Genomic DNA, 17,393 nt, shown 5'->3' with positions numbered 1-17,393 from the left:
CGACAATCCTACGTTAGCGGTTTCAGGACACTTCGCGCAGCCACTTGCCCGGGCCGACGATCGGCAGTTCCATGCGTCTCAGGCAAGCCCACATCGTCAGCTGGTTCGCGGTCAGCACGGGCTTGCCCAGGGCCACCTCCAGCGGTTCGATCACGTCGTACGTCGGGAGGTTCGTGCAGCTCACGAAGATCGCCTCGGCGTCGGGGTGGTCGGCGCCGAGGATCCGCTCGGCGATCGTGCGGTAGCTGACCTTCCAGATCCCGCCGCCGAGGCCGAGGTGGTCGCTGGAGACGGTGTCCACGTTCAGCTCGGCGAGGAAGTCGTGCAGGCTCTGCGTCAGGTCCGCGTCGTACGGGGTGATCACCGCGACCTTGTGGACGTCCAGCAGGTGCAGCACCTCGGCCAGCGCGCCCGACGTGGTCACCGCGTCCGGGGCGCCGGCGTCGCAGATCGCCTTGCACAGCGACCGCTCGTAGTCGAGGCCGTTGACGAAGCTGCCGGACGTGCACAGGTAGGCGACCACCTCCGGCTCGACGTGCAGGACGTCGCGGGTGGCGGCGGCCAGGTGCTGGTGGTTGCTGACGAGCTGGGCCATCTCCATGCTCACCGGCACCGGCTCGTACGGGGTGCGGGCGAGGTGCAGGGACACCTCCATCGGGATCCAGCGCCACAGCTCGCGCTCGAGAGCCAGGTCGAAGGGTGCGATGACTCCGATGCCTCGCTGCGCCAGTGGCCCGTCGAAGACAGGGAAGTCGAAATCCAAGGCTCAGCCTCCGGGGACGTTCTGAAGGAAGCCTCCGGGGTGGCTCCTCGGATTGTTGACAATCATACGACCGGCTCCTACCGTGTCAACGGTGATCGGCATGGAGAAACCGGTGCTGGCGGTGCTGTGCGGTGACGACCAGGCCCGGGACCTCACCGAATCGCCCGCCATGCAGCCCATCGAATCGGCGGCCGTGGTGCGTTACACCGGCGAGGCCGGTCTGGCCGACGCGCTGCGGGACGCCGATGTCCTTTTTGTCTACGACTTCCTGTCCCGTGCGGTGCCTGATGCGTGGCACGCCGTGAACCGGCTGCGGTGGCTGCACATCGCCAGCGCCGGGGTGGACCCGGTGATGTTCCCGGGGATGCGGGACAGCGACGTCGTGCTCACCAACTCGCGGGGCGTGTTCGACGATTCGATCGCGGAGTACGTGCTGGGGGTGGTCCTCACCTTCGCCAAGGACCTGCACGGATCACTCGACCTGCAGCGCGAGAGCCGCTGGCAGCACCGGGAGACCGAGCGCATCGCCGGGCGGTCGGTGCTGGTCGTGGGCACCGGGCCGATCGGCCGGGCGATCGCGCGGATGCTGCGCGCGGTCGGGATGCGCGTCGCGGGCGCCGGCCGCCGGGCGCGCTCGGGCGACCCCGACTTCGGGGAGGTGCACGCCTCCGACCGGCTGGTGGACCACCTACCGGCCTATGACTACGTCGTCGCGGTGGCGCCGCTGACCGAGCAGACGAAGGGCCTGTTCGACGCGGCCGCGTTCGCGGCGATGAAGCCGTCCGCGCGGTTCGTCAACGTCGGCCGGGGGGAGCTGGTGGTCACCGGTGACCTGGTGCAGGCGCTGCGGACCGGTGGCATCGCCGGTGCCGCGCTGGACGTGTTCGACACCGAGCCGCTGCCGATGGACAGTCCCTTGTGGACCATGAAGAACGTGCTGGTCTCGCCGCACATGTCCGGTGACTTCATCGGGTGGCGGGACACGCTGGTCGAGGTGTTCGCGGACAACTTCCACCGCTGGCAGACTGGCGCCCCGCTTCGTAATGTCGTGGACAAGCAGCTGGGGTACGTGCCGTCCGATCGGTGAGGAGTTCCGATGAGCACCCTGTTGACGGCGAGTGAGCTGGTCGCCGCGTATTCGACCGGCGAGATCAGCCCGGTCGAGGCGACCGAGGCCGCGCTGCGCTCGATCGAGGAGCGGGACAGGGAGTGCAACGCGTTCTGCCTGGTCGACCCCGAGGTGGCCCGCGAGGGCGCCAAGGCGTCGGAGGTGCGGTGGCGCGAGGGCAACCCGATCGGCTCGCTGGACGGGGTGCCGACCTCGATCAAGGACATGTTCCTGACCCAGGGCTGGCCCACGCTGCGTGGATCGACCTGCATCGACCCCGATCAGCCGTGGGAGGTGGACAGCCCGGTCACCGCGCGGCTGCGGGAGAACGGGCTGGTCCTGCTCGGCAAGACGACCACGCCGGAGCTGGCGTGGAAGGGCGTGACGGACAACCCGCTGACCGGCGTGACCCGCAACCCGTGGAACCCGGCGAAGACGCCCGGTGGGTCGAGCGGGGGTAGCGCGGCGGCGGTGGCGGCCGGGATGGGCGAGCTGTCGGTGGGGACCGACGGTGGCGGGTCGGTGCGGATCCCGGCGTCGTTCTGCGGGATCGTCGGGCTGAAGCCGACATACGGTCGTATCCCGTTGTGGCCGGCGAGCCCGTTCGGGGCGTTGTCGCACGCCGGGCCGATGGCGCGGTCGGTGTCGGACGTGGCGTTGTTGCTGGACGTGCTCGCGCTGCCGGACCACCGGGACCCGAACGCGCTGGAGCCGCCGGCGGGCGCGTACCGCGAGGCGGTGCGGCGGGACGTGCGGGGGTTGTTCGCGGCCTTCTCTCCGACGTTGGGGTGGGCTTCGGTGGACCCGGAGGTGCGCCGGATCGTCACGTCGGCGGTCGCGGCGCTGGACGAGGCCGGGTTGCGGGTCGAGGAGACGGACCCGGGTTTCGCCGACCCGCGGGAGGCGTTCGACGTGCTCTGGTCGACCGGTGCCGCGCAGTGGCTGGACACGTTCCCGCCCGGTTCGGAGGCGAAGGTGGACCCGGGCCTGCGGCGGGTGTGGGAGAAGGGGAAGACGTACTCGGCGGCGGACTACCTGGCGGCCAACGCGGAGCGGGCGTCGCTGGGAATCCTCATGGGCGAGTTCCACACCCGGTTCGACGTGCTGATCACCCCGACGGTCGCGGTGGCGCCGTTCGAGGCGGGTTTCGAGGTGCCCCCGGGGAGCGGGATGAGCGGCTGGCCGGACTGGACGCCGTTCACGTACCCGTTCAACATGACCCAACAACCGGCGATCAGCGTCCCGGCGGGGATGACGGCGGACGGGTTGCCGGTGGGGTTGCAGATCGTGGGGCCGCGGCACTCGGACGATCTGGTGCTGGCGGTGGCGAGGCTGGTCGAGGAGGTCCGCCCGTGGCCGACAGACCGACCGGCTGGGCGGTGAGTTGCTTCGTGCGCGGCTGTCGGCCGGCTGGGCGGTGAGGTGCTTTGTGCGCGGCTGATCGGCTGGCTGTTCGGCCGCCGGGGCGGGCTGTTCGGCCGGCTGGGCGGTGAGGCACTCGTGGGTGGCTGATCGGCCCGCTGGGCGGTGAGGTGTTCGGCGGTTGCCGCGTTCGCGGCGGGTGTGTCGGCCCTGCCGCGACTCGCGGTCGAGTGAGTTGCCGGGCCTGAGCGATGAACGGTCCATTCATCGTTGCGCGAGATGCGCCAGTCGTGGCTGCGGGAGCTGCGTTGGGGTGGTTGGGCTTCTCGTCTCGTGATGAAGGGCCCGTTCATCGATGTGCGAGATGTGCCTGTCGTTGGGGTGGCTGCTCCACAAAGGACCCCGCCACCCGGTGCTGCTCCGCGATGCGCCGTCACCTGTCATGTGCTGTGCTGAGACCATGCGGAGAACGACTTTGGGCAAGAGCGGACTCGACGTCTCCCGGATCGCCTTCGGGACCTGGCAGCTCGGCGGCGACTGGGGCTCCTTCGACGAGGACACGGCCGTCCAGGCCATCCAGCACGCCCGCGAGCTGGGCGTCAACTTCTTCGACACCGCCCAGGCGTATGGCTTCGGCAAGTCGGAAGCCCTCCTCGGCCGAGCCCTGCGGGATGAGCTGAAACGCGACCGCGACAGCCTGGTCATCGCCACCAAGGGCGGCATCAACCCGGGCAGCGACCGGCCCCGCGACGCCCGCCGCGGCTGGCTGCGCAACGGCGTCGAGGAAAGTCTGCGTCACCTCGACCTCGACCACATCGACCTGTACCAGGTCCACTGGCCCGACCCGGAGACCCCGGCCGAGGAGACCGCCGAAGCCCTGCAGGAACTCGTCGACGAGGGCAAGATCCGCCACGTCGGCGTGTCCAACTACGACACCGCGCAACTGGCCGCGTTCGACCGCACCCGCCCGGTCGAGACCCTGCAGCCGCCCTACCACCTGTTCCGCCGCGCCATCGAGGACGACCCGCTCCCGTACTGCCGCGAGCACAACATCGGCGTCCTCGTCTACAGCCCCCTCGGCAGCGGCCTCCTCACCGGCGCCCTCAACCCGCACACCACCTTCGAGCCCGGCGACTGGCGCGCGAACTCCAGCGCCTTCCAGGGCGCGAACTTCCAGCGGAACCTCGAGGTCGTCGAGCAGCTGAAGAACCTCGCGGCCGAGAAGGGCGCCACCGTCAGCCGGCTCGCCATCGCGTGGACCCTGCACCAGCCCGGCGTCCACGTGGCGATCGTCGGCGCGCGGCGGGCCCGCAACATCGAGGACAGCGTCGCCGCGGCGGACCTCGACCTCACCCGCGACGACCTGGCCCGCATCGAGGAGATCACGGCGCGCGGCGTCCAGGTCGAGGGGGCCAGCCCGGAGGGCGTCGCCTGACCAAAGCCGGCGGGGGCTGCAGGCTGCGGTGCGCGCCCGGACGTGCGGCACCGCAGAGCACGCCGCGACGGTGCGGCCCGACCAAGCCCCCGAGTCAGCGCGCCGCGAACTCCAGTTCCTCCAGCGCGGTGTCCAAGTGCGTCAGGATCCGCTGCAGGTGCGGCACCGACCGGCGGCACCCGGTGATCCCGAAGTCCAGGTTGTCCCCGTTGTTGGTCAGCGTGATGTTGAGCGCCTGCCCGTCCAGCAGCACCGACGCCGGGTAGATGCCGTCGAGCTTCGCGCCGTTCCAGTACATCTGCTTGCGCGGCCCGGGCACGTTCGAGATCACCAGGTTGAACGGCGGTCGCGTGTTGTTCACGACCCCGGGCACCGTCGACACACCCAGCTGCGCCACGTTGATGCCGGACAGCAGCAGCGCCTGCAGCGGCGTCAGCTCCTTGAAGATCCGCTTCGCGTCGCGCATGGACTGGTGGATCGTCATCAGCCGCGACGCCGGATCCGGCTTGTCCGTGCCGAGGTTGCACAGCACCGCGCCGATCTGGTTGCCCGCCGCCTCACCGGTGTCGGTCGGCTTGCGCATCGACACCGGCACCATCGCGACCAGCGGCGCGTCCGGCAGCGCGCGCTGCTCGATGAGGTAGTCCCGCAGCGCGCCGGAGCACATCGCGAGCACCACGTCGTTGCGGGACGTCCCGGTGGCGGTCGCGATCGCGCGCACCCGCTTGAGCGGCCACGACTGCGCGGCGAACCGGCGCGCGCCGCCGATCGACACGTTGAAGATCGTCTTCGGGGCTTGCATCGGCAGCAGCAACGTGTGCTCGCGGAAGGCCTCCCGAGCCACCTTCGCCGCCGCCGGCGCCATTCCCGCGATCTGCTTCAGCGAGCCGGCGCCCATGCGCAACAGTGACCGTGCGTTACGCGGCGGCTTGCCGCGCGGCACCTGGCGCGAGCCCCACGGCGGCGGGCAGCTGCGGTCGTCCGGATCGTCGGACAGCGTGCCCTGCAGGTGCCGCAACGCCGAAACGCCGTCCATCAACGCGTGGTGCACCTTGCTGTACATCGCGAACCGGCCGTCCTGCAGGCCTTCGACCAGGTGGATCTCCCACAGCGGACGGTGCCGGTCGAGCAGCGTGCTGTGCCAGCGCGAGGTCAGCTCCAGCAGCTCGCGCACCCGGCCCGGGTAGGGCAGCGCGGAATGCCGGAAGTGGTAGTCGAGGTCGAGATCGTCGTCGCGGGCCCAGGCCGCGTAACCGAGCGTGTTCACGGGGCGGGCCACCCGCTGCCGGAACAGCGGACGGACGTCGGTGTTCTTGACCAGGTCCTCACGCAGGCTGCGCAGGTAGGTGTGGTCGGCGCCGTCGGGGGTCTGGAACAGCTGCAGGCCACCCACGTGCATGGGGTGCTCGCGGCTTTCCACCAGCAGGAACATCGAGTCGGTGAAGGGCATCAACGGCATCGGTGGCCACCTCTCCGGTCCGGGGCGATGGTGTGCCCAGGGTCATTGAGTCTACGCGTACTGCTACGGCCCGGAACACAATCTACGCTGAGGGAATGACCATCCCGACGGACCCGGAAACGGGCGAGTTCAAGCGATCGCCGAACCGCTTCACGGCACGGATCACGGCCGACGGCGCGGATGGCTGGCCCGTCCAGGCGGGCCGGTACCGGCTGGTCGTCAGCCGTGCGTGCCCGTGGGCCAGCCGTGCACTGATCGTGCGCCGGTTGATGGGGCTGGAGGAAGCGCTGTCCGTCGCGATCGCCGACCCGATCCAGGACGAGCGCAGCTGGCGGTTCACGCTCGACCCCGGTGGACGTGATCCCGTGCTGGGCATCCAGTTCCTCGGCGAGGCCTACCGCGCGGCCGACCCGGACTACGACGGCGGCATCAGCGTGCCGGCGATCGTCGACATCCCCAGCGGCAAGCTGGTGACGAACGACTACCCGCAGATCACGCTCGACCTGGACACCGAGTGGGGCGCCCACTACCGCGACGGCGCGCCCGATCTGTACCCGGAGAAGCTGCGCGACGAAATCGACGAGATCAACCGCGCGGTGCACCGCGACGTCAACGCCGCCGTGTACGAGGCTGGCTTCGCGACGAAGCAGTCCGCCTACGACGACGCGTACCGGCGCCTGTTCGCCCGGCTCGACGAGCTGTCGGACCGGTTGTCGCGGCAGCGTTATCTGGTCGGGGACACGATCACCGAGGCCGACATCCGGCTGTTCACCACGCTCGTCCGGTTCGATCCGGTCTACCACGGGCACTTCAAGTGCAACCGGCACAAGCTGACCGAGATGCCGGTGTTGTGGGCGTATGCGCGGGATCTGTTCACCACGCCGGGTTTCGGCGACACCGTGGACTTCGACCACATCAAGCGGCACTACTACCAGGTGCACGAGCAGGTCAACCCGACGCGGATCGTGCCGAATGGTCCGGACCTCTCCGCGTGGGCCGAGCCGCACGGCCGTGCCGACCTGGGCGGACGGCCCTTCGGCGACGGCACACCGCCGGGGCCGCCGCCCCAGGACGAGGTCGTGCCCCCGCAGTGGTGACGGGGTGCCATACTCTGACGGCGTGACGAAGACCGGCGCCCAGCACCTCGTGGACGCGCTGCTCGAGCTCGGCGCCGAGGTCGCGTTCGGTCTTCCGGGCGTGCACAACCTGCCGATCTGGGAGGCGCTGGCGGACAGCTCGCTCCGGCTGATCGGTGTGCGGCACGAACAGACCGCCGGGTACGCCGCGGACGGGTTCGCGCGGGCGACCGGCAAGCTCGGCGTCGCGATCGTGACGACCGGGCCGGGCGCGGCGAACACGATCGCCGCGGTCGGGGAGGCGATGGCCTCGGGTTCGCCGGTGCTGGTGATCGCGACCGACATCCCGGCGGGGCTGCGGCGGCCCGGCATGGTGCGCGGGGTGCTGCACGAGACCAGTGACCAGGCCGCGTTGTTCGCGCCGGTGACGAAGGCGGCGTTCACCGTCGAGACTCCTGAGGACCTGGCGCCCACGGTGCTACGCGCCGCCCGGCTGACGATGCGACCGCAGAGCGGCCCGGTGTACGTCGGGATCCCGACAGATTTCTTGCGGCACAACGGTTTCCGTGGCCCGGACCCGGAGCCCACCGAGGCTTTCCCGGCGCTGGCGCTGGCGGATCTGGACGCGGCCCGGCGCATGCTGGCGATGGCCTCGAAGCCGCTGATCTGGGCCGGTGGCGGCGCGGTGCGGGCCGAGGCGGGCGCCGTGATCGGGCAGTTGGCGGAGAAGCTCGCCGCGCCGGTGATCACGACGTTCGCCGCGCGCGGGTTGCTGCCGCCGGCGCACCCGTGTGCCGCGCCGAACCCCGTGCACGCCCCGGAGGTGGGCGCGCTGTGGGACGAGGCCGACGTGGTGCTCGGCATCGGCACGGATTTCGACGGCCTGATGACGCAGAACTGGCTGATGCCCAAGCCGCCGAAGCTCATCGTGATCAACGTCGATCCCAAGGATGCGGCCAAGAACTACCCGCCGGACCTCACGCTGGTCGGCGATGCCCGGGACGTGGTGCCCCAGTTGCTGCAGGGCTTGCCGGCGCGGCCAGGGCTGGGGGAGCTGACCGAGCGGCTGCAGCGGATCTCCGACCAGGTGCGCCGCCGGATCCGCAGCGAGGAGCCGCAGGCCGCGGACTTCTTGCGCACGCTGGAAGAGACGCTGCCCGACCGCGCGATGCTGGTGGCCGACATGTGCATCGCCGGGTACTGGGCGGGCGGGTTCCACCGCGTGGCGGCGCCGCACCGGTTCGCGTATCCGATGGGCTGGGGCACGCTCGGGTTCGGCTTCCCGGCCGCGCTGGGTGCGGCGGCCACCGGGGCGGGCCGGGTGGTGTGCATCAGCGGCGACGGCGGGTTCCTGTACGGGTGCGGCGATCTGGCCACGCTGGCGCAGGAGTCGCTGCCGGTGACGGTCATCATCGTCGACGACGGTGGTTACGGGATGCTGCGGTTCGACCAGGACCGGGAGGGCCTGCCGCACCGCGGGGTCAACCTGCACACGCCGGACTTCGTCGGCCTGGCGCGGTCGTTCGGCGTGGACGCCGGCCGGGTGGAGGGTTTCGGCCGCGCGTTCCGGCGGTTGCTGGGCGAGTTCGTGCGCAGCGACGAGCCGAACGTGCTGGTGGTGCGTGCGTCGTTGAAGCCGCCGGTGAACACGTCGCCGCGGTGGTACCGCGCGATGCGGTCCCGGTGACGGTGGAGGTTGGTGGGCGGGGTAGCTCGCGGGTGATTCGGGCGGCTGTCGGGTGTGGGGGTTGTGGGTCTCGTGGTCTTGTGTGGTCGTGGCGGTTTCGCGTGATGTGACTGCGGCGAGGATCGGGTTGTTGGTGGGTGATTTTGGGCGGCTGTCGGGTGTGATCGGTTGGTGGGGAGCGCCGTGCGTCCGGTCAGGCATTGCGGACCACCACCTTGCCCGTGGCGTGGTTGTCCTCCATGTACGCGTGGGCCTCGACGATCTCGTCCAGCCGGAAGACCCGGTCCAGGTTCGGCTGGTACGCGCCGCGCGCCACGCCGTCGACGATGGTTTGCAATGCCCCGGCCCCGGACGAGCCCTGGATGTCGTTGCTCTGGAACGCCGTCAGCTTCGTGCCGGAGGGGATCACCGCCGTCGGCTGGAAGTCCGGGATCGACCACTTCCCGCTCAGCATGCCGGTGACGCACACCGTTCCACCGCGGGCGGCGAGCTGCAGCGAGTCCGCCACCGTCGGCGCTCCGATCAGGTCCAGCACGTAGTCCGGACCCTCCGGGCGCAGCGCGCGAACGTCGGCGGCGATGTCCCCGCCGTCCACCACGACGTGTGACGCCCCGGCCTTCTCCAGCGCCGCCACCTTCTCGCGGTTGCGCGTGGTCGCGATGGTCACCAGCCCGCGCTCCCGCGCCAGCGACAGCATCGCCATCCCGACTGACGACGTGCCGCCGCGGATCAGCAGGCTCTGCCCCGGCGAAGTCGGCCCGAACGTGGCCAGCGATCCCCACGCCGTCAAGTACGTCTCCGGCAGCGCGGCGAAGACGTCCCACGGCAGATCGGTCTCCACCGGGATCAGCAGATCCTCCGGCAGCAGCGCGTACTCCGCGTACCCGCCGTCGAACTCCCGGCCCATCTCGCCCATCACCGCGGCCACCTTGGTGCCCGGCGCCAGCCGTGCGGACTCCACGACGACCCCGACGCACTCGATGCCCAGGACCCGCGGGAACCGCACGTTCGGCGAATGCCCCTGCCGGGTCATCAGCTCCGACCGGTTCAGCCCGAACCCCTCGACCCGCACCAGGGCCCAGCCGTCCCGCGCCTCGGGTGTGGGAATCTCCCGCACCCGCAACACCTCCGGCCCGCCCGGACCGTCCGCCACTGCTGCTCGCATGTTCGTCCCCCTTCAGACAACGCCACGTTAGCCAGGGGGTCCGACAATTCCGGGTCGGTCAGCCGACGACATTCACCCGAGCGGTGTAACTCGCGAACACCGGCTGCTTCGAAGACGCGCCCGATCCGTCTCGTTTGGACGGTTGTGATCAGAGCGGCCGTCAATCCTCGCCGCGGGAGATCTCCGCCGGGATCGGGTGCTCTCGCAGGGCGGCGGCCACCGCGTAGAGGTTCTTCGCCATCAGGCCGGCCACCTGGTGGACGTACTGGTGGCCGTGATCGGTGTCGGTGTAGCTCGGGCCCGGTCCGGGACCCATGTTCCAGTACACCCAGGCCTGGCCGGGAATCGTGAAGCCGATGTCGCCGAGCGCGCCGTTGATCTCGCTGATGACGTGGTGCGCGCCGTCCTCGTTGCCGGTCACGACCACGCCCGCGACGCGATTGTATGCAACCGGTGTACCGTCCTCGCCCGTCTCGGACAGCATCGCGTCCATGCGCTCGATCGCCCGCTGCGCGATGGACGAGGGGTGCCCGACCCAGGTCGGCGAGGCCATGATGAGGATTTCCGAGCGCAGGATCTCCTCGCGGATGCGGGGCCACTCGTCGCCGTCGCCCATGTCGCTGCTGACGCCGGGTTTGATGTCGTGGTCGACCAGGCGGATGCTCCGGACGTCGGTGCCCAGGTCACGCAGGCCGGCCGCCACGATCTCGGCGAGCGCGTCGGTGTTCGACGGCTCCGGGGAGGGCTTCAACGTGCAGTTCAGGATGGTCGCGCGCATGGTGACGGCTTCCCGTCCGGTCGATCCGCGAAACAGGACGAGTGACGGCCAGGCGCGTGGGTAGCCCCGGGGCGACCGGACGACAACAGGAAGGAGCACGACGATGTCGGCCCCGAATCCGATCCAGATGCAGAAGTTCCTGTCGGGCGTGGACTACCCGTGCACGCGGGACGGGCTGGTCGACCACGCGCAAAGCCAGGGCGCGCCGGACGACGTGCTGGACCACCTGCGTCAGCTGCCGGACCGCGAGTACGACGGCCCGAACGCGGTGAGCGCGGAGTTTTCGAAGACCTGACGCTGGGCGATGCGACGCGGCGCCGTGATGCACGCACGGCGCCGCACCGTGTTGACACCGGCGGCGGCGCCGATCCGCACCGAGCCGCGGCGGGATGCGCTCCAGGACCGCGCCGACGACCGCCCCGGCGATCATGATCGGCACCACGACGGGCAGGAACGACAACCCCGTCTCGACAGCGCTGGAGCCCAGCTGCTCGTTGAAGTAGACGCCCGATCTGCGTGCCCACGAACCGGCGGCCGCGGAACAGGCTCAGGTCCAGCACGGGATGAGCGTGTCCGCGCTCGGCGACCAGGAACACCGCCAGTGCGACCCCGGTGAGCGCCAAGCAGGTCAGCACCAGCGGGTCCGCCCCGCCCCGCTCCCGGCGTGCAGCAGGGCGTAGACCAGCGAAACGGCCCACAGCACGGGGCCGGGGATGACGATCCGGCGTCCACGCGCGAGTTCCTCCGCGCGCGGCAGGCGGGGCCAGCCGATGACGGCGGCGGCGACCGCGACCGGCAGGTTGAGGAAGAAGATCCACCGCCAGCCCAGCCCCTCGGTCAGCAGGCCCCCGATCACCGGGCCGAGCACGCCGGCGGCCGTGCCGCGAACCGCGAAGGCTGTGCCACGTGCCGCGCCCGGGTAGCTCTGCCCGATCAGGGCGAGGGTCGTGGCGAAGATGGCCGCCCAGCCAGGCCCTGCGCGACGCGCGCGGCGATGAGTACCCCGACCGTGGGTGCGAGCCCGCAGACCGGTGACGCCACGGCGAAGGCGGTCACCGAAACGAGGAAGAGCCTGCGCCTGCCGCAGCGATCGGCGAGAGCGCCCGTCGTGGGCTGCACGGCGGCCATGGCGATCGGGTACGCGTTCACCACCCATTGCAGGTCGCGGAGCCCACCGCCCAGATCCCGGCCCCGCGACCGTCACCACGGTCGCGTCCAGCATGAGCATGAACACCGCGAGCACGATCCCGGCCAGCGGCAGCCAGTTCACCGCACCGAGATCGTCCGCGCCGCGCTGGACCTCCTGGACGCCGACGGGGTGGAGCAGTTCAGCACGCGGATTTCATCAACTACGTGGTCGGCTTCGCCATCCAGGAGACCGCGTTCGGCAAGGGGCCCGGGGGTCGCGAGCGGCTGGACCAGGCGGATGCGTGCCTGGCCGGGCTGCCGCCGGGCCAGTGCCCGGACCTCGTGGCCGTGGCGGGCGAACTCACCGTCCCGCTTCGACCTCGGACTCGGCGCCATCCTGGACCGGTGGACACCGAGCGGGAATCCGGCTGACCACTCCGCCGGCGCAGAACCGGGCCGTCGCCGGTCAGAAGGCGCTCAGGTGCTCCAGCAGCAGCGCGGTCAGCACCTCGGGCACCTCCTCCGGGATCCAGTGCGACACGTCCTCCAGCATCTGGAACGAGTACGGCCCGGTGACCCAGTTCTCGGTTTCCAGGGCGGCCGTCGAGCCGAGGGCGACGTCCTCCGTGCTCCACACGTAGAGCGTCGGCACCGACACCTTCTCGATGGTGGCCCTCGGGCGGTTCGCGCGGTACCAGTTCAGCGCCGCGGTCAGGGCGCCCGGCTCGGACAGCCGCCGGACGTACTCGTCGACGCGGCTCGGCGGCACCTTCCACTCGAACATCCGCCGCAGTGCCTCGGCGTTGTTGGCGAGCATCTGGCGCTCGGTGGAACTCGACCGCCAGTCCCGCATGTACTGCGACCGCATCTGCTGGTCCTCGTCCGTGCGCAGGGCGTGGCTCAACGCCCCGGGGTGCGGCGTCGACACGGCCGTCAGCGTCCGCAGCCGCTCCGGGTGCTCCGATGCCGTCCACCACGCCACCGCGCCGCCCCAGTCGTGGCCCACCAGGTCGAACCGGGACCACTCCAGCGCCTCGGCGATGGCCAGGACGTCGCCGACCAGCTCGTCCACGCCGTACTCGGCCGCCTGCTCCGGCCGCACGCCCGGCGAATAGCCGCGCTGGTCCGGCGCCACCGCGCGGAAACCCCGGTCGCCCAGCACCGCGACCTGGTACTCCCACGAGATCGCCGCCTCCGGGAACCCGTGCAGCAGCAGCACGGGCCTGCCGTCGGCGGGCCCGGCCGCGATCGCGTCGAACGTGCCGGCCGCGGTCGGGATGCTCAGGTAATCCATCACGCCCGAAACCCTACGGCCTGCCACCGACAACCCGTCAGACATCCCCGCCATTGACCTCCAGTTATCTAGAGGTTCTACCGTCGGATCGTGATCAAGGAATACTCAGACGAAGAACTCGCCGCTCAGCCCATCGGAGCGTGGAGCGGTGAGGCGTACCGGCGCGTGGTCGGCGCGCTGCGCGAGGCGCTGGCGGTCGAAAACCTCACGCAGCCGCACTGGTGGATCTTGAACCACGTCGCGGGCAAACCGGGCGAGTGGACGCGCGCGGCGCTGGTCCGGCGCCTGTCGCGCTACGACGACCTGGGCATCGACTTCGACGAGGTCTTCGACGACCTCATCACCCGCGGCTGGCTGACCGAGCAGGAGGGGCTGACCCTCACCGAGGCGGGGGAGGCCGGGCGCCTGCGGGCCCGGGACCGCAACGCGCGGGTCCACGAGCGGACGCACCAGGGGGTGGACCCCGCCGACTTCGTGACCACCATCAACGTCCTGCGCCGCATGGTGGACAACCTCGGCGGCGACGGGAACCTGCCGGACTAGACGAGCAAGTCCTGACCCAGGGCGGCGTGTGGAGATGGGTGAAGGGTGTTCAAGATCAGTTTGTGCGGACCGACCTGAACACCCTTCTGACCGCACTGTGCGTCAAGATCGATGACAAGCCCGTGCGGATCGGTAGGCCGCCGCGGCTGACCGATGCTGAACTGCTGACGCTGGACTGCTGATCCTGGTCGACAAGGCTACGTCTCCCGCGAACTCGACACCTACCTCGCCGACCGCGGGGTGCGGAAACGAGGCGGTCCATGACCGGGTGCGAACAGCGAGGCTGACGCTGGCGCGTCACACAGACTTGATCGCGCCCCCGTCGATGATGTGGTCCGTCCCGGTGGTGCTGCCTGCGAGCGGTGAGGCGAGGTACGCGACGAGGTCAGCGACCTCCGCAGGATTCACGAGCCTGCCGGTGACCATCCCCATGGTCGCCGGCAGGTTGCTCAACAGTTGCTCCCGGCTCAGGCCCAGGGATTCGGCGAGCTCAGCTCCGTAGCCGTCCGAGGATTCCCACATGTGAGTCCGGACAGGGCCAGGTGAGACCGTGTTGACGCGCACTCCGTGCGGGCCGAACTCTTCCGCTACCGCCTTCCCGAAGGCGGTGAGCGCAGCCTTGGCGGTGGTGTAGGGGATCGGGCCGGCATGTGGGATCCGGGCACCGTTGGATGAGATGTTGACGATCGCGCCGCGGCTCTCCAGCAGACGAGGCAGTGCGGCCCGCGTGGTGCGGACCGCCGCCAGGAAGTTCAGGTCGAACGCGCTGCTCCACTGCTGATCGGTGAAGGTGAGGAACCCGCCGGTCTGGCCACCGCCGTCACCACCCCCGACGTTGTTGACCAGCACATCGAGCCGCCCGAGCTCTGCCTCCGCCCGTTCGATGAGCTGAGCGGGGCCGTCGGGAGTGGACAGGTCGACGGACACACCGAGCGCCCCCGTGGCCTGGAGCTCGGGTGTGATCGTCCGTGCTGCTGCCAGCACCCGCATTCCTTCGCCGATCAAGGCCGAAACCGTGGCCAATCCGATTCCCCGGCTCGCGCCGGTCACAACAGCGACCTTGCCGTTCAGCTGCAGATCCATGAGGTCTCCCAGTCCAATCGACGTCATCAGTGATGCGACTAGGCTAGTAGCTGCAACATCGATGTCGCAAGTTAAGAGGGATCGGCGACTGTGGTGTAGCCTGGAGGGGGTTCAGGAGGATGTCGGATGGAGCAGGAGAGGCGAGTACGCCCTATGCGTGCAGACGCCGAGCGGACAGCGAGGGCGATCCTCGAGGCTGCGGAACGCGTGCTGAGCGCCAATCCCGCAGCCACCATGGAACAGATCGCGGAGGCTGCGGGCGTCGCCCGGACGACCGTGCACCGCCGGTTCACCAGCCGCGAGGCCCTCGTCGATGCCATGACGGCCTGGGCCACTCAGCAGTTCCACGACGCCGTCGCCAGTGCTCGGCCCGAGACGGCTCCGCCGCTGGTCGCGCTGTATCAGGTGACCGCGAACGTGCTCCGGGTCAAGATCGGCTGGGGGTTCGCCATGAACGCCGTAAAGCCCGAGGATTCCGAGACCGCACGGGTCCACGCGGACGTGCTCGACCAGTGCGACCGCCTCTTCCGGAGGCTGCAGCACACCGGTGCGCTACGGCCCGACATCGACCTGACATGGGCTCGGCGCACTTACTACGCGCTGATCCACGAAGCCGCACAGAGCCAGCCCACCGACGCCCGAGACGTGGATGAACTGGCAACGCTCGTCGTGGACACACTGCTGACCGGCGTCGGCCAGCAGTCGCTGAAGGCCAACGTCTAGAACAGCCCGCGGAGTCGTGGGCGACCGTCGACAACGTGCAGGCCCGCAACCAGCTAGGCCGCTTCCTCCTCGCCGACCAGCTGGTCCCAGTGCCGCTGCGCGACGGGGCGCCATTCGACGTGCCGGCGGTGGAACAGCTCCGCCGCCTTGGCGCCGCTCCAGCCGTCGGGCAGCAGGCGGCCCGGCAGGCGCGGGTCGAGGAACGGGAAGCGGCGCCACTCGTGCACCAGGCGGGTCTGCGCGTGCAGCACCGCCTCGCCCGAAGCCGGGTCCAGTGCGGCGAACTCGTCGATGAAGTCCTCGTAGCGCTCTTCCAGCGCGGTCAGGTCCCAGGCCCGCGCGACCATCGCGTCCTCGTCGCCGATCCGGCCGTACGAGGCCACGAACGACATCGCTTCGGCGTCCAGCCCCAGCTCGCGCACGATCGAGTTCGCCTCGTCGTGGCGGCTCGGGTCCGGGCAGATCCACACGCCCGGCGTCGGCGAACCGAACCCGGCCCACGTCAGCCTGGTGCGCAGGCTGTGCCGCAGGTCCCGCTTCGTCTCGGGCACCGACACCAGCAGCATCAGCCACGTGCCGTCCCAGGGCGTGTCCTCGCGGCCGAAACCGTAGATGCGTTCCGCGCCCTCGCTCAGCAGCCGCCGTCCCGGCGCGGTCAGCGACCACCGCACGCGCCGGCCGTGGCGTTGCGACACCAGCCAGCCCTCGGCGGCGGTCCGGGCCAGCGCCTGGCGGGCCGACTTCTCCTCGATGCCGAACATCGCGAGGACGTCGACGAGGGTGGAGGTCCACACCGGCCGGTCGCGGGGCAGCACGAACTCACCGAGCACGGTCATCAGGACCGACCGCGCGCTCGTGTGGCTCACCTCGCGCCGCCTGCTCACGGTGGGGCGGGCCGTGGTGTCCGCGATCGCGCTCACCTCCCGCGAAGCTGACCTCGACGCCATTGGCGTTGCTCAGGTTAGCCCACCCCGAGTGGCTTGCCGTGCGCGGTGGGTCAATGGAGGAAATAGGAGAGGTCCTGCACCAAATCCCATTCGGCGCGACGCGCTTGCGGTGGGCCGGCCCACGGTTCGTGAATGATCTGCTCGTCACGGGCGCATTGTCCGCAAAGCGGGTGGCCCTGAGCGTCGAAACACCATTCCTCGTCGGCGGGGGTCTGTTCGTGGGGGACCAGGCAGCCGAAGCAGCTGTCCGCGGGGCGGAAATCCATGTGCATCGTCATGATCGCATTCCCGTGGGTCGCAGTTGAACCATGGTAGGCACGGGTGGGAGCGGCCATGAAGCTTCGTCATCCGAATGTAGCAAACAGGCGTCTCGGCTGCTGAAACTCCGTTGAACCGGTCATTGACGGGCGTGGTTCGCGGGCGCTGGAAACGCGGAGAAATTGACTTCGACGGGCCGGGATTCGGCGTCTTCGGATGCCCGTTCCGGAAAACGCTTGATCAATTCTCGCACGGATGCGGTGAGTTCGGCCAGCTCGCGCGGAGTCAGATGCAGGATGGCGGAAAAGCTTTGATCTTCCGGCTCGGCGGATTCGGCGGAATCCCACCGCAACCGCCATGGCTTGATCCGCCCCCGGCCGCGCGGCGCCTCTTCGATCAGGCCCGCCCGCGCCAGCTGCCGCAGGTGGAACGAGCACAGCCCGGAGCTGTACCCGAGGCGGCGGCTCGCCTCGTTCGCGGTCACGGTGCCCAGTTCGGCGAGCAGGTCCAGCAGTGCGACGCGGACGGGGTGGTCGGGCAGCGTCGACTCGGGTCGGTTCTCCACTTTGCAAAGTGTGCTAGTT

18 protein-coding genes and 2 pseudogenes are annotated in these 17,393 nt (G+C 70.1%); 10 read left to right on the top strand and 10 right to left on the bottom strand.

Annotation, left to right across the window (positions count from 1 at the left end; genetic code table 11):
• Positions 1-22 precede the first annotated feature (22 nt).
• Positions 23-763, bottom strand: a complete 741-nt coding sequence (locus IE290_RS34970) for a maleate cis-trans isomerase family protein (RefSeq protein WP_191249023.1) — start codon at positions 761-763, stop codon at positions 23-25.
• 100 nt (positions 764-863) lie between these two features.
• On the opposite strand from IE290_RS34970, the gene IE290_RS34965 reads away from it, so the two are divergent.
• The 3 genes from IE290_RS34965 (at position 864) to IE290_RS34955 (ending at position 4,668) form a co-directional block, all read left to right on the top strand.
• Entirely contained in the window at positions 864-1,850 is a 987-nt protein-coding gene (locus tag IE290_RS34965) for a D-2-hydroxyacid dehydrogenase (protein ID WP_373300636.1), read from the top strand.
• Positions 1,851-1,859: 9 nt separating this feature from the next.
• Positions 1,860-3,254, top strand: a complete 1,395-nt coding sequence (locus IE290_RS34960) for an amidase (protein WP_191249021.1) — start codon at positions 1,860-1,862, stop codon at positions 3,252-3,254.
• 439 nt (positions 3,255-3,693) lie between these two features.
• On the top strand, positions 3,694-4,668 hold the full coding sequence (locus tag IE290_RS34955; RefSeq protein WP_191249020.1) for an aldo/keto reductase: 975 nt from the start codon (positions 3,694-3,696) through the stop codon (positions 4,666-4,668).
• A gap of 94 nt (positions 4,669-4,762) precedes the next feature.
• Here the strand turns inward: IE290_RS34955 and IE290_RS34950 are convergent, their stop codons facing one another.
• Complete coding sequence (locus tag IE290_RS34950) at positions 4,763-6,127, bottom strand: WS/DGAT/MGAT family O-acyltransferase (protein ID WP_191249019.1); 1,365 nt, start codon at positions 6,125-6,127, stop codon at positions 4,763-4,765.
• Positions 6,128-6,222: 95 nt separating this feature from the next.
• On the opposite strand from IE290_RS34950, the gene IE290_RS34945 reads away from it, so the two are divergent.
• Both IE290_RS34945 and IE290_RS34940 read left to right on the top strand, forming a co-directional pair.
• On the top strand, positions 6,223-7,224 hold the full coding sequence (locus IE290_RS34945) for a glutathione S-transferase family protein (protein ID WP_191249018.1): 1,002 nt from the start codon (positions 6,223-6,225) through the stop codon (positions 7,222-7,224).
• Positions 7,225-7,246: 22 nt separating this feature from the next.
• Entirely contained in the window at positions 7,247-8,890 is a 1,644-nt protein-coding gene (locus tag IE290_RS34940) for a thiamine pyrophosphate-binding protein (RefSeq protein ID WP_191249017.1), read from the top strand.
• Positions 8,891-9,083: 193 nt separating this feature from the next.
• Here IE290_RS34940 and IE290_RS34935 read toward each other — a convergent pair whose 3' ends face one another.
• Together IE290_RS34935 and IE290_RS34930 are read right to left on the bottom strand one after the other, a co-directional pair.
• A complete protein-coding gene (locus IE290_RS34935) occupies positions 9,084-10,055 on the bottom strand; it encodes a zinc-binding dehydrogenase (protein ID WP_191249016.1) in 972 nt (323 codons plus the stop codon).
• Positions 10,056-10,215: 160 nt separating this feature from the next.
• Positions 10,216-10,833: a flavodoxin family protein gene (locus tag IE290_RS34930; RefSeq protein WP_191249015.1), complete on the bottom strand. Its 618-nt coding sequence runs from the start codon at positions 10,831-10,833 to the stop codon at positions 10,216-10,218.
• 103 nt (positions 10,834-10,936) lie between these two features.
• Here IE290_RS34930 and IE290_RS34925 point away from each other — a divergent pair, with 103 nt between their 5' ends.
• Positions 10,937-11,128, top strand: coding sequence for a DUF2795 domain-containing protein (locus tag IE290_RS34925; protein WP_191249014.1), 192 nt, complete (start codon positions 10,937-10,939; stop codon positions 11,126-11,128).
• A 333-nt stretch (positions 11,129-11,461) separates the two neighbouring features.
• Here IE290_RS34925 and IE290_RS38120 read toward each other — a convergent pair.
• Positions 11,462-11,982: pseudogene (locus tag IE290_RS38120) on the bottom strand (MFS transporter).
• Positions 11,983-12,186: 204 nt separating this feature from the next.
• Between IE290_RS38120 and IE290_RS34910 the strand changes: the two are divergent.
• Entirely contained in the window at positions 12,187-12,393 is a 207-nt protein-coding gene (locus IE290_RS34910; RefSeq protein ID WP_191249013.1) for a hypothetical protein, read from the top strand.
• Between the two features lie 34 nt (positions 12,394-12,427).
• Here IE290_RS34910 and IE290_RS34905 read toward each other — a convergent pair whose 3' ends face one another.
• On the bottom strand, positions 12,428-13,258 hold the full coding sequence (locus tag IE290_RS34905) for an alpha/beta fold hydrolase (RefSeq protein ID WP_191249012.1): 831 nt from the start codon (positions 13,256-13,258) through the stop codon (positions 12,428-12,430).
• A gap of 87 nt (positions 13,259-13,345) precedes the next feature.
• Here IE290_RS34905 and IE290_RS34900 point away from each other — a divergent pair, with 87 nt between their 5' ends.
• Together IE290_RS34900 and IE290_RS38690 are read left to right on the top strand one after the other, a co-directional pair.
• The gene (locus IE290_RS34900; protein ID WP_191249011.1) at positions 13,346-13,798 is read left to right on the top strand and encodes a MarR family winged helix-turn-helix transcriptional regulator; all 453 of its coding nucleotides are present in this window, start codon (positions 13,346-13,348) and stop codon (positions 13,796-13,798) included.
• A 62-nt stretch (positions 13,799-13,860) separates the two neighbouring features.
• Positions 13,861-13,971 (top strand): annotated as a pseudogene (locus IE290_RS38690) (IS982 family transposase); the annotation flags it as partial.
• 124 nt (positions 13,972-14,095) lie between these two features.
• Here IE290_RS38690 and IE290_RS34890 read toward each other — a convergent pair.
• On the bottom strand, positions 14,096-14,881 hold the full coding sequence (locus IE290_RS34890) for an SDR family oxidoreductase (RefSeq protein WP_191249010.1): 786 nt from the start codon (positions 14,879-14,881) through the stop codon (positions 14,096-14,098).
• Positions 14,882-15,007: 126 nt separating this feature from the next.
• Here IE290_RS34890 and IE290_RS34885 point away from each other — a divergent pair, with 126 nt between their 5' ends.
• Positions 15,008-15,604, top strand: coding sequence for a TetR/AcrR family transcriptional regulator (locus IE290_RS34885; protein ID WP_191249009.1), 597 nt, complete (start codon positions 15,008-15,010; stop codon positions 15,602-15,604).
• Positions 15,605-15,657: 53 nt separating this feature from the next.
• Here IE290_RS34885 and IE290_RS34880 read toward each other — a convergent pair whose 3' ends face one another.
• From IE290_RS34880 to IE290_RS34870, 3 genes are all read right to left on the bottom strand, one after another.
• The gene (locus IE290_RS34880; protein WP_191249008.1) at positions 15,658-16,551 is read right to left on the bottom strand and encodes a PaaX family transcriptional regulator; all 894 of its coding nucleotides are present in this window, start codon (positions 16,549-16,551) and stop codon (positions 15,658-15,660) included.
• A gap of 50 nt (positions 16,552-16,601) precedes the next feature.
• Positions 16,602-16,829 carry a hypothetical protein gene (locus tag IE290_RS34875; RefSeq protein ID WP_191249007.1) on the bottom strand — a complete coding sequence of 76 codons (228 nt, stop codon included), beginning with the start codon at positions 16,827-16,829 and terminating at the stop codon, positions 16,602-16,604.
• 119 nt (positions 16,830-16,948) lie between these two features.
• Entirely contained in the window at positions 16,949-17,374 is a 426-nt protein-coding gene (locus IE290_RS34870) for a winged helix-turn-helix domain-containing protein (RefSeq protein WP_191249006.1), read from the bottom strand.
• Positions 17,375-17,393 lie beyond the last annotated feature (19 nt).

The organism is Amycolatopsis deserti, from assembly GCF_014653945.1.
Taxonomy (GTDB): Bacteria; Actinomycetota; Actinomycetes; order Mycobacteriales; family Pseudonocardiaceae; genus Amycolatopsis_E; species Amycolatopsis_E deserti.
Note: the sequence above shows the minus strand (reverse complement) of the source record. Positions and strands in the feature narration are given on the sequence as shown.

Coding starts and splice junctions, on each gene's coding strand:
- IE290_RS34950 (WP_191249019.1), bottom strand. CDS start 6,127: ATGCCGTTGATGCCCTTCACCGACTCGATGTTCCTGCTGGTGGAAAGC.
- IE290_RS34885 (WP_191249009.1), top strand. CDS start 15,008: ATGGAGCAGGAGAGGCGAGTACGCCCTATGCGTGCAGACGCCGAGCGG.
- IE290_RS34890 (WP_191249010.1), bottom strand. CDS start 14,881: ATGGATCTGCAGCTGAACGGCAAGGTCGCTGTTGTGACCGGCGCGAGC.
- IE290_RS34935 (WP_191249016.1), bottom strand. CDS start 10,055: ATGCGAGCAGCAGTGGCGGACGGTCCGGGCGGGCCGGAGGTGTTGCGG.
- IE290_RS34880 (WP_191249008.1), bottom strand. CDS start 16,551: ATGGCGTCGAGGTCAGCTTCGCGGGAGGTGAGCGCGATCGCGGACACC.
- IE290_RS34955 (WP_191249020.1), top strand. CDS start 3,694: ATGCGGAGAACGACTTTGGGCAAGAGCGGACTCGACGTCTCCCGGATC.
- IE290_RS34960 (WP_191249021.1), top strand. CDS start 1,860: ATGAGCACCCTGTTGACGGCGAGTGAGCTGGTCGCCGCGTATTCGACC.
- IE290_RS34965 (WP_373300636.1), top strand. CDS start 864: ATGGAGAAACCGGTGCTGGCGGTGCTGTGCGGTGACGACCAGGCCCGG.
- IE290_RS34875 (WP_191249007.1), bottom strand. CDS start 16,829: ATGACGATGCACATGGATTTCCGCCCCGCGGACAGCTGCTTCGGCTGC.
- IE290_RS34930 (WP_191249015.1), bottom strand. CDS start 10,833: ATGCGCGCGACCATCCTGAACTGCACGTTGAAGCCCTCCCCGGAGCCG.
- IE290_RS34945 (WP_191249018.1), top strand. CDS start 6,223: ATGACCATCCCGACGGACCCGGAAACGGGCGAGTTCAAGCGATCGCCG.
- IE290_RS34925 (WP_191249014.1), top strand. CDS start 10,937: ATGTCGGCCCCGAATCCGATCCAGATGCAGAAGTTCCTGTCGGGCGTG.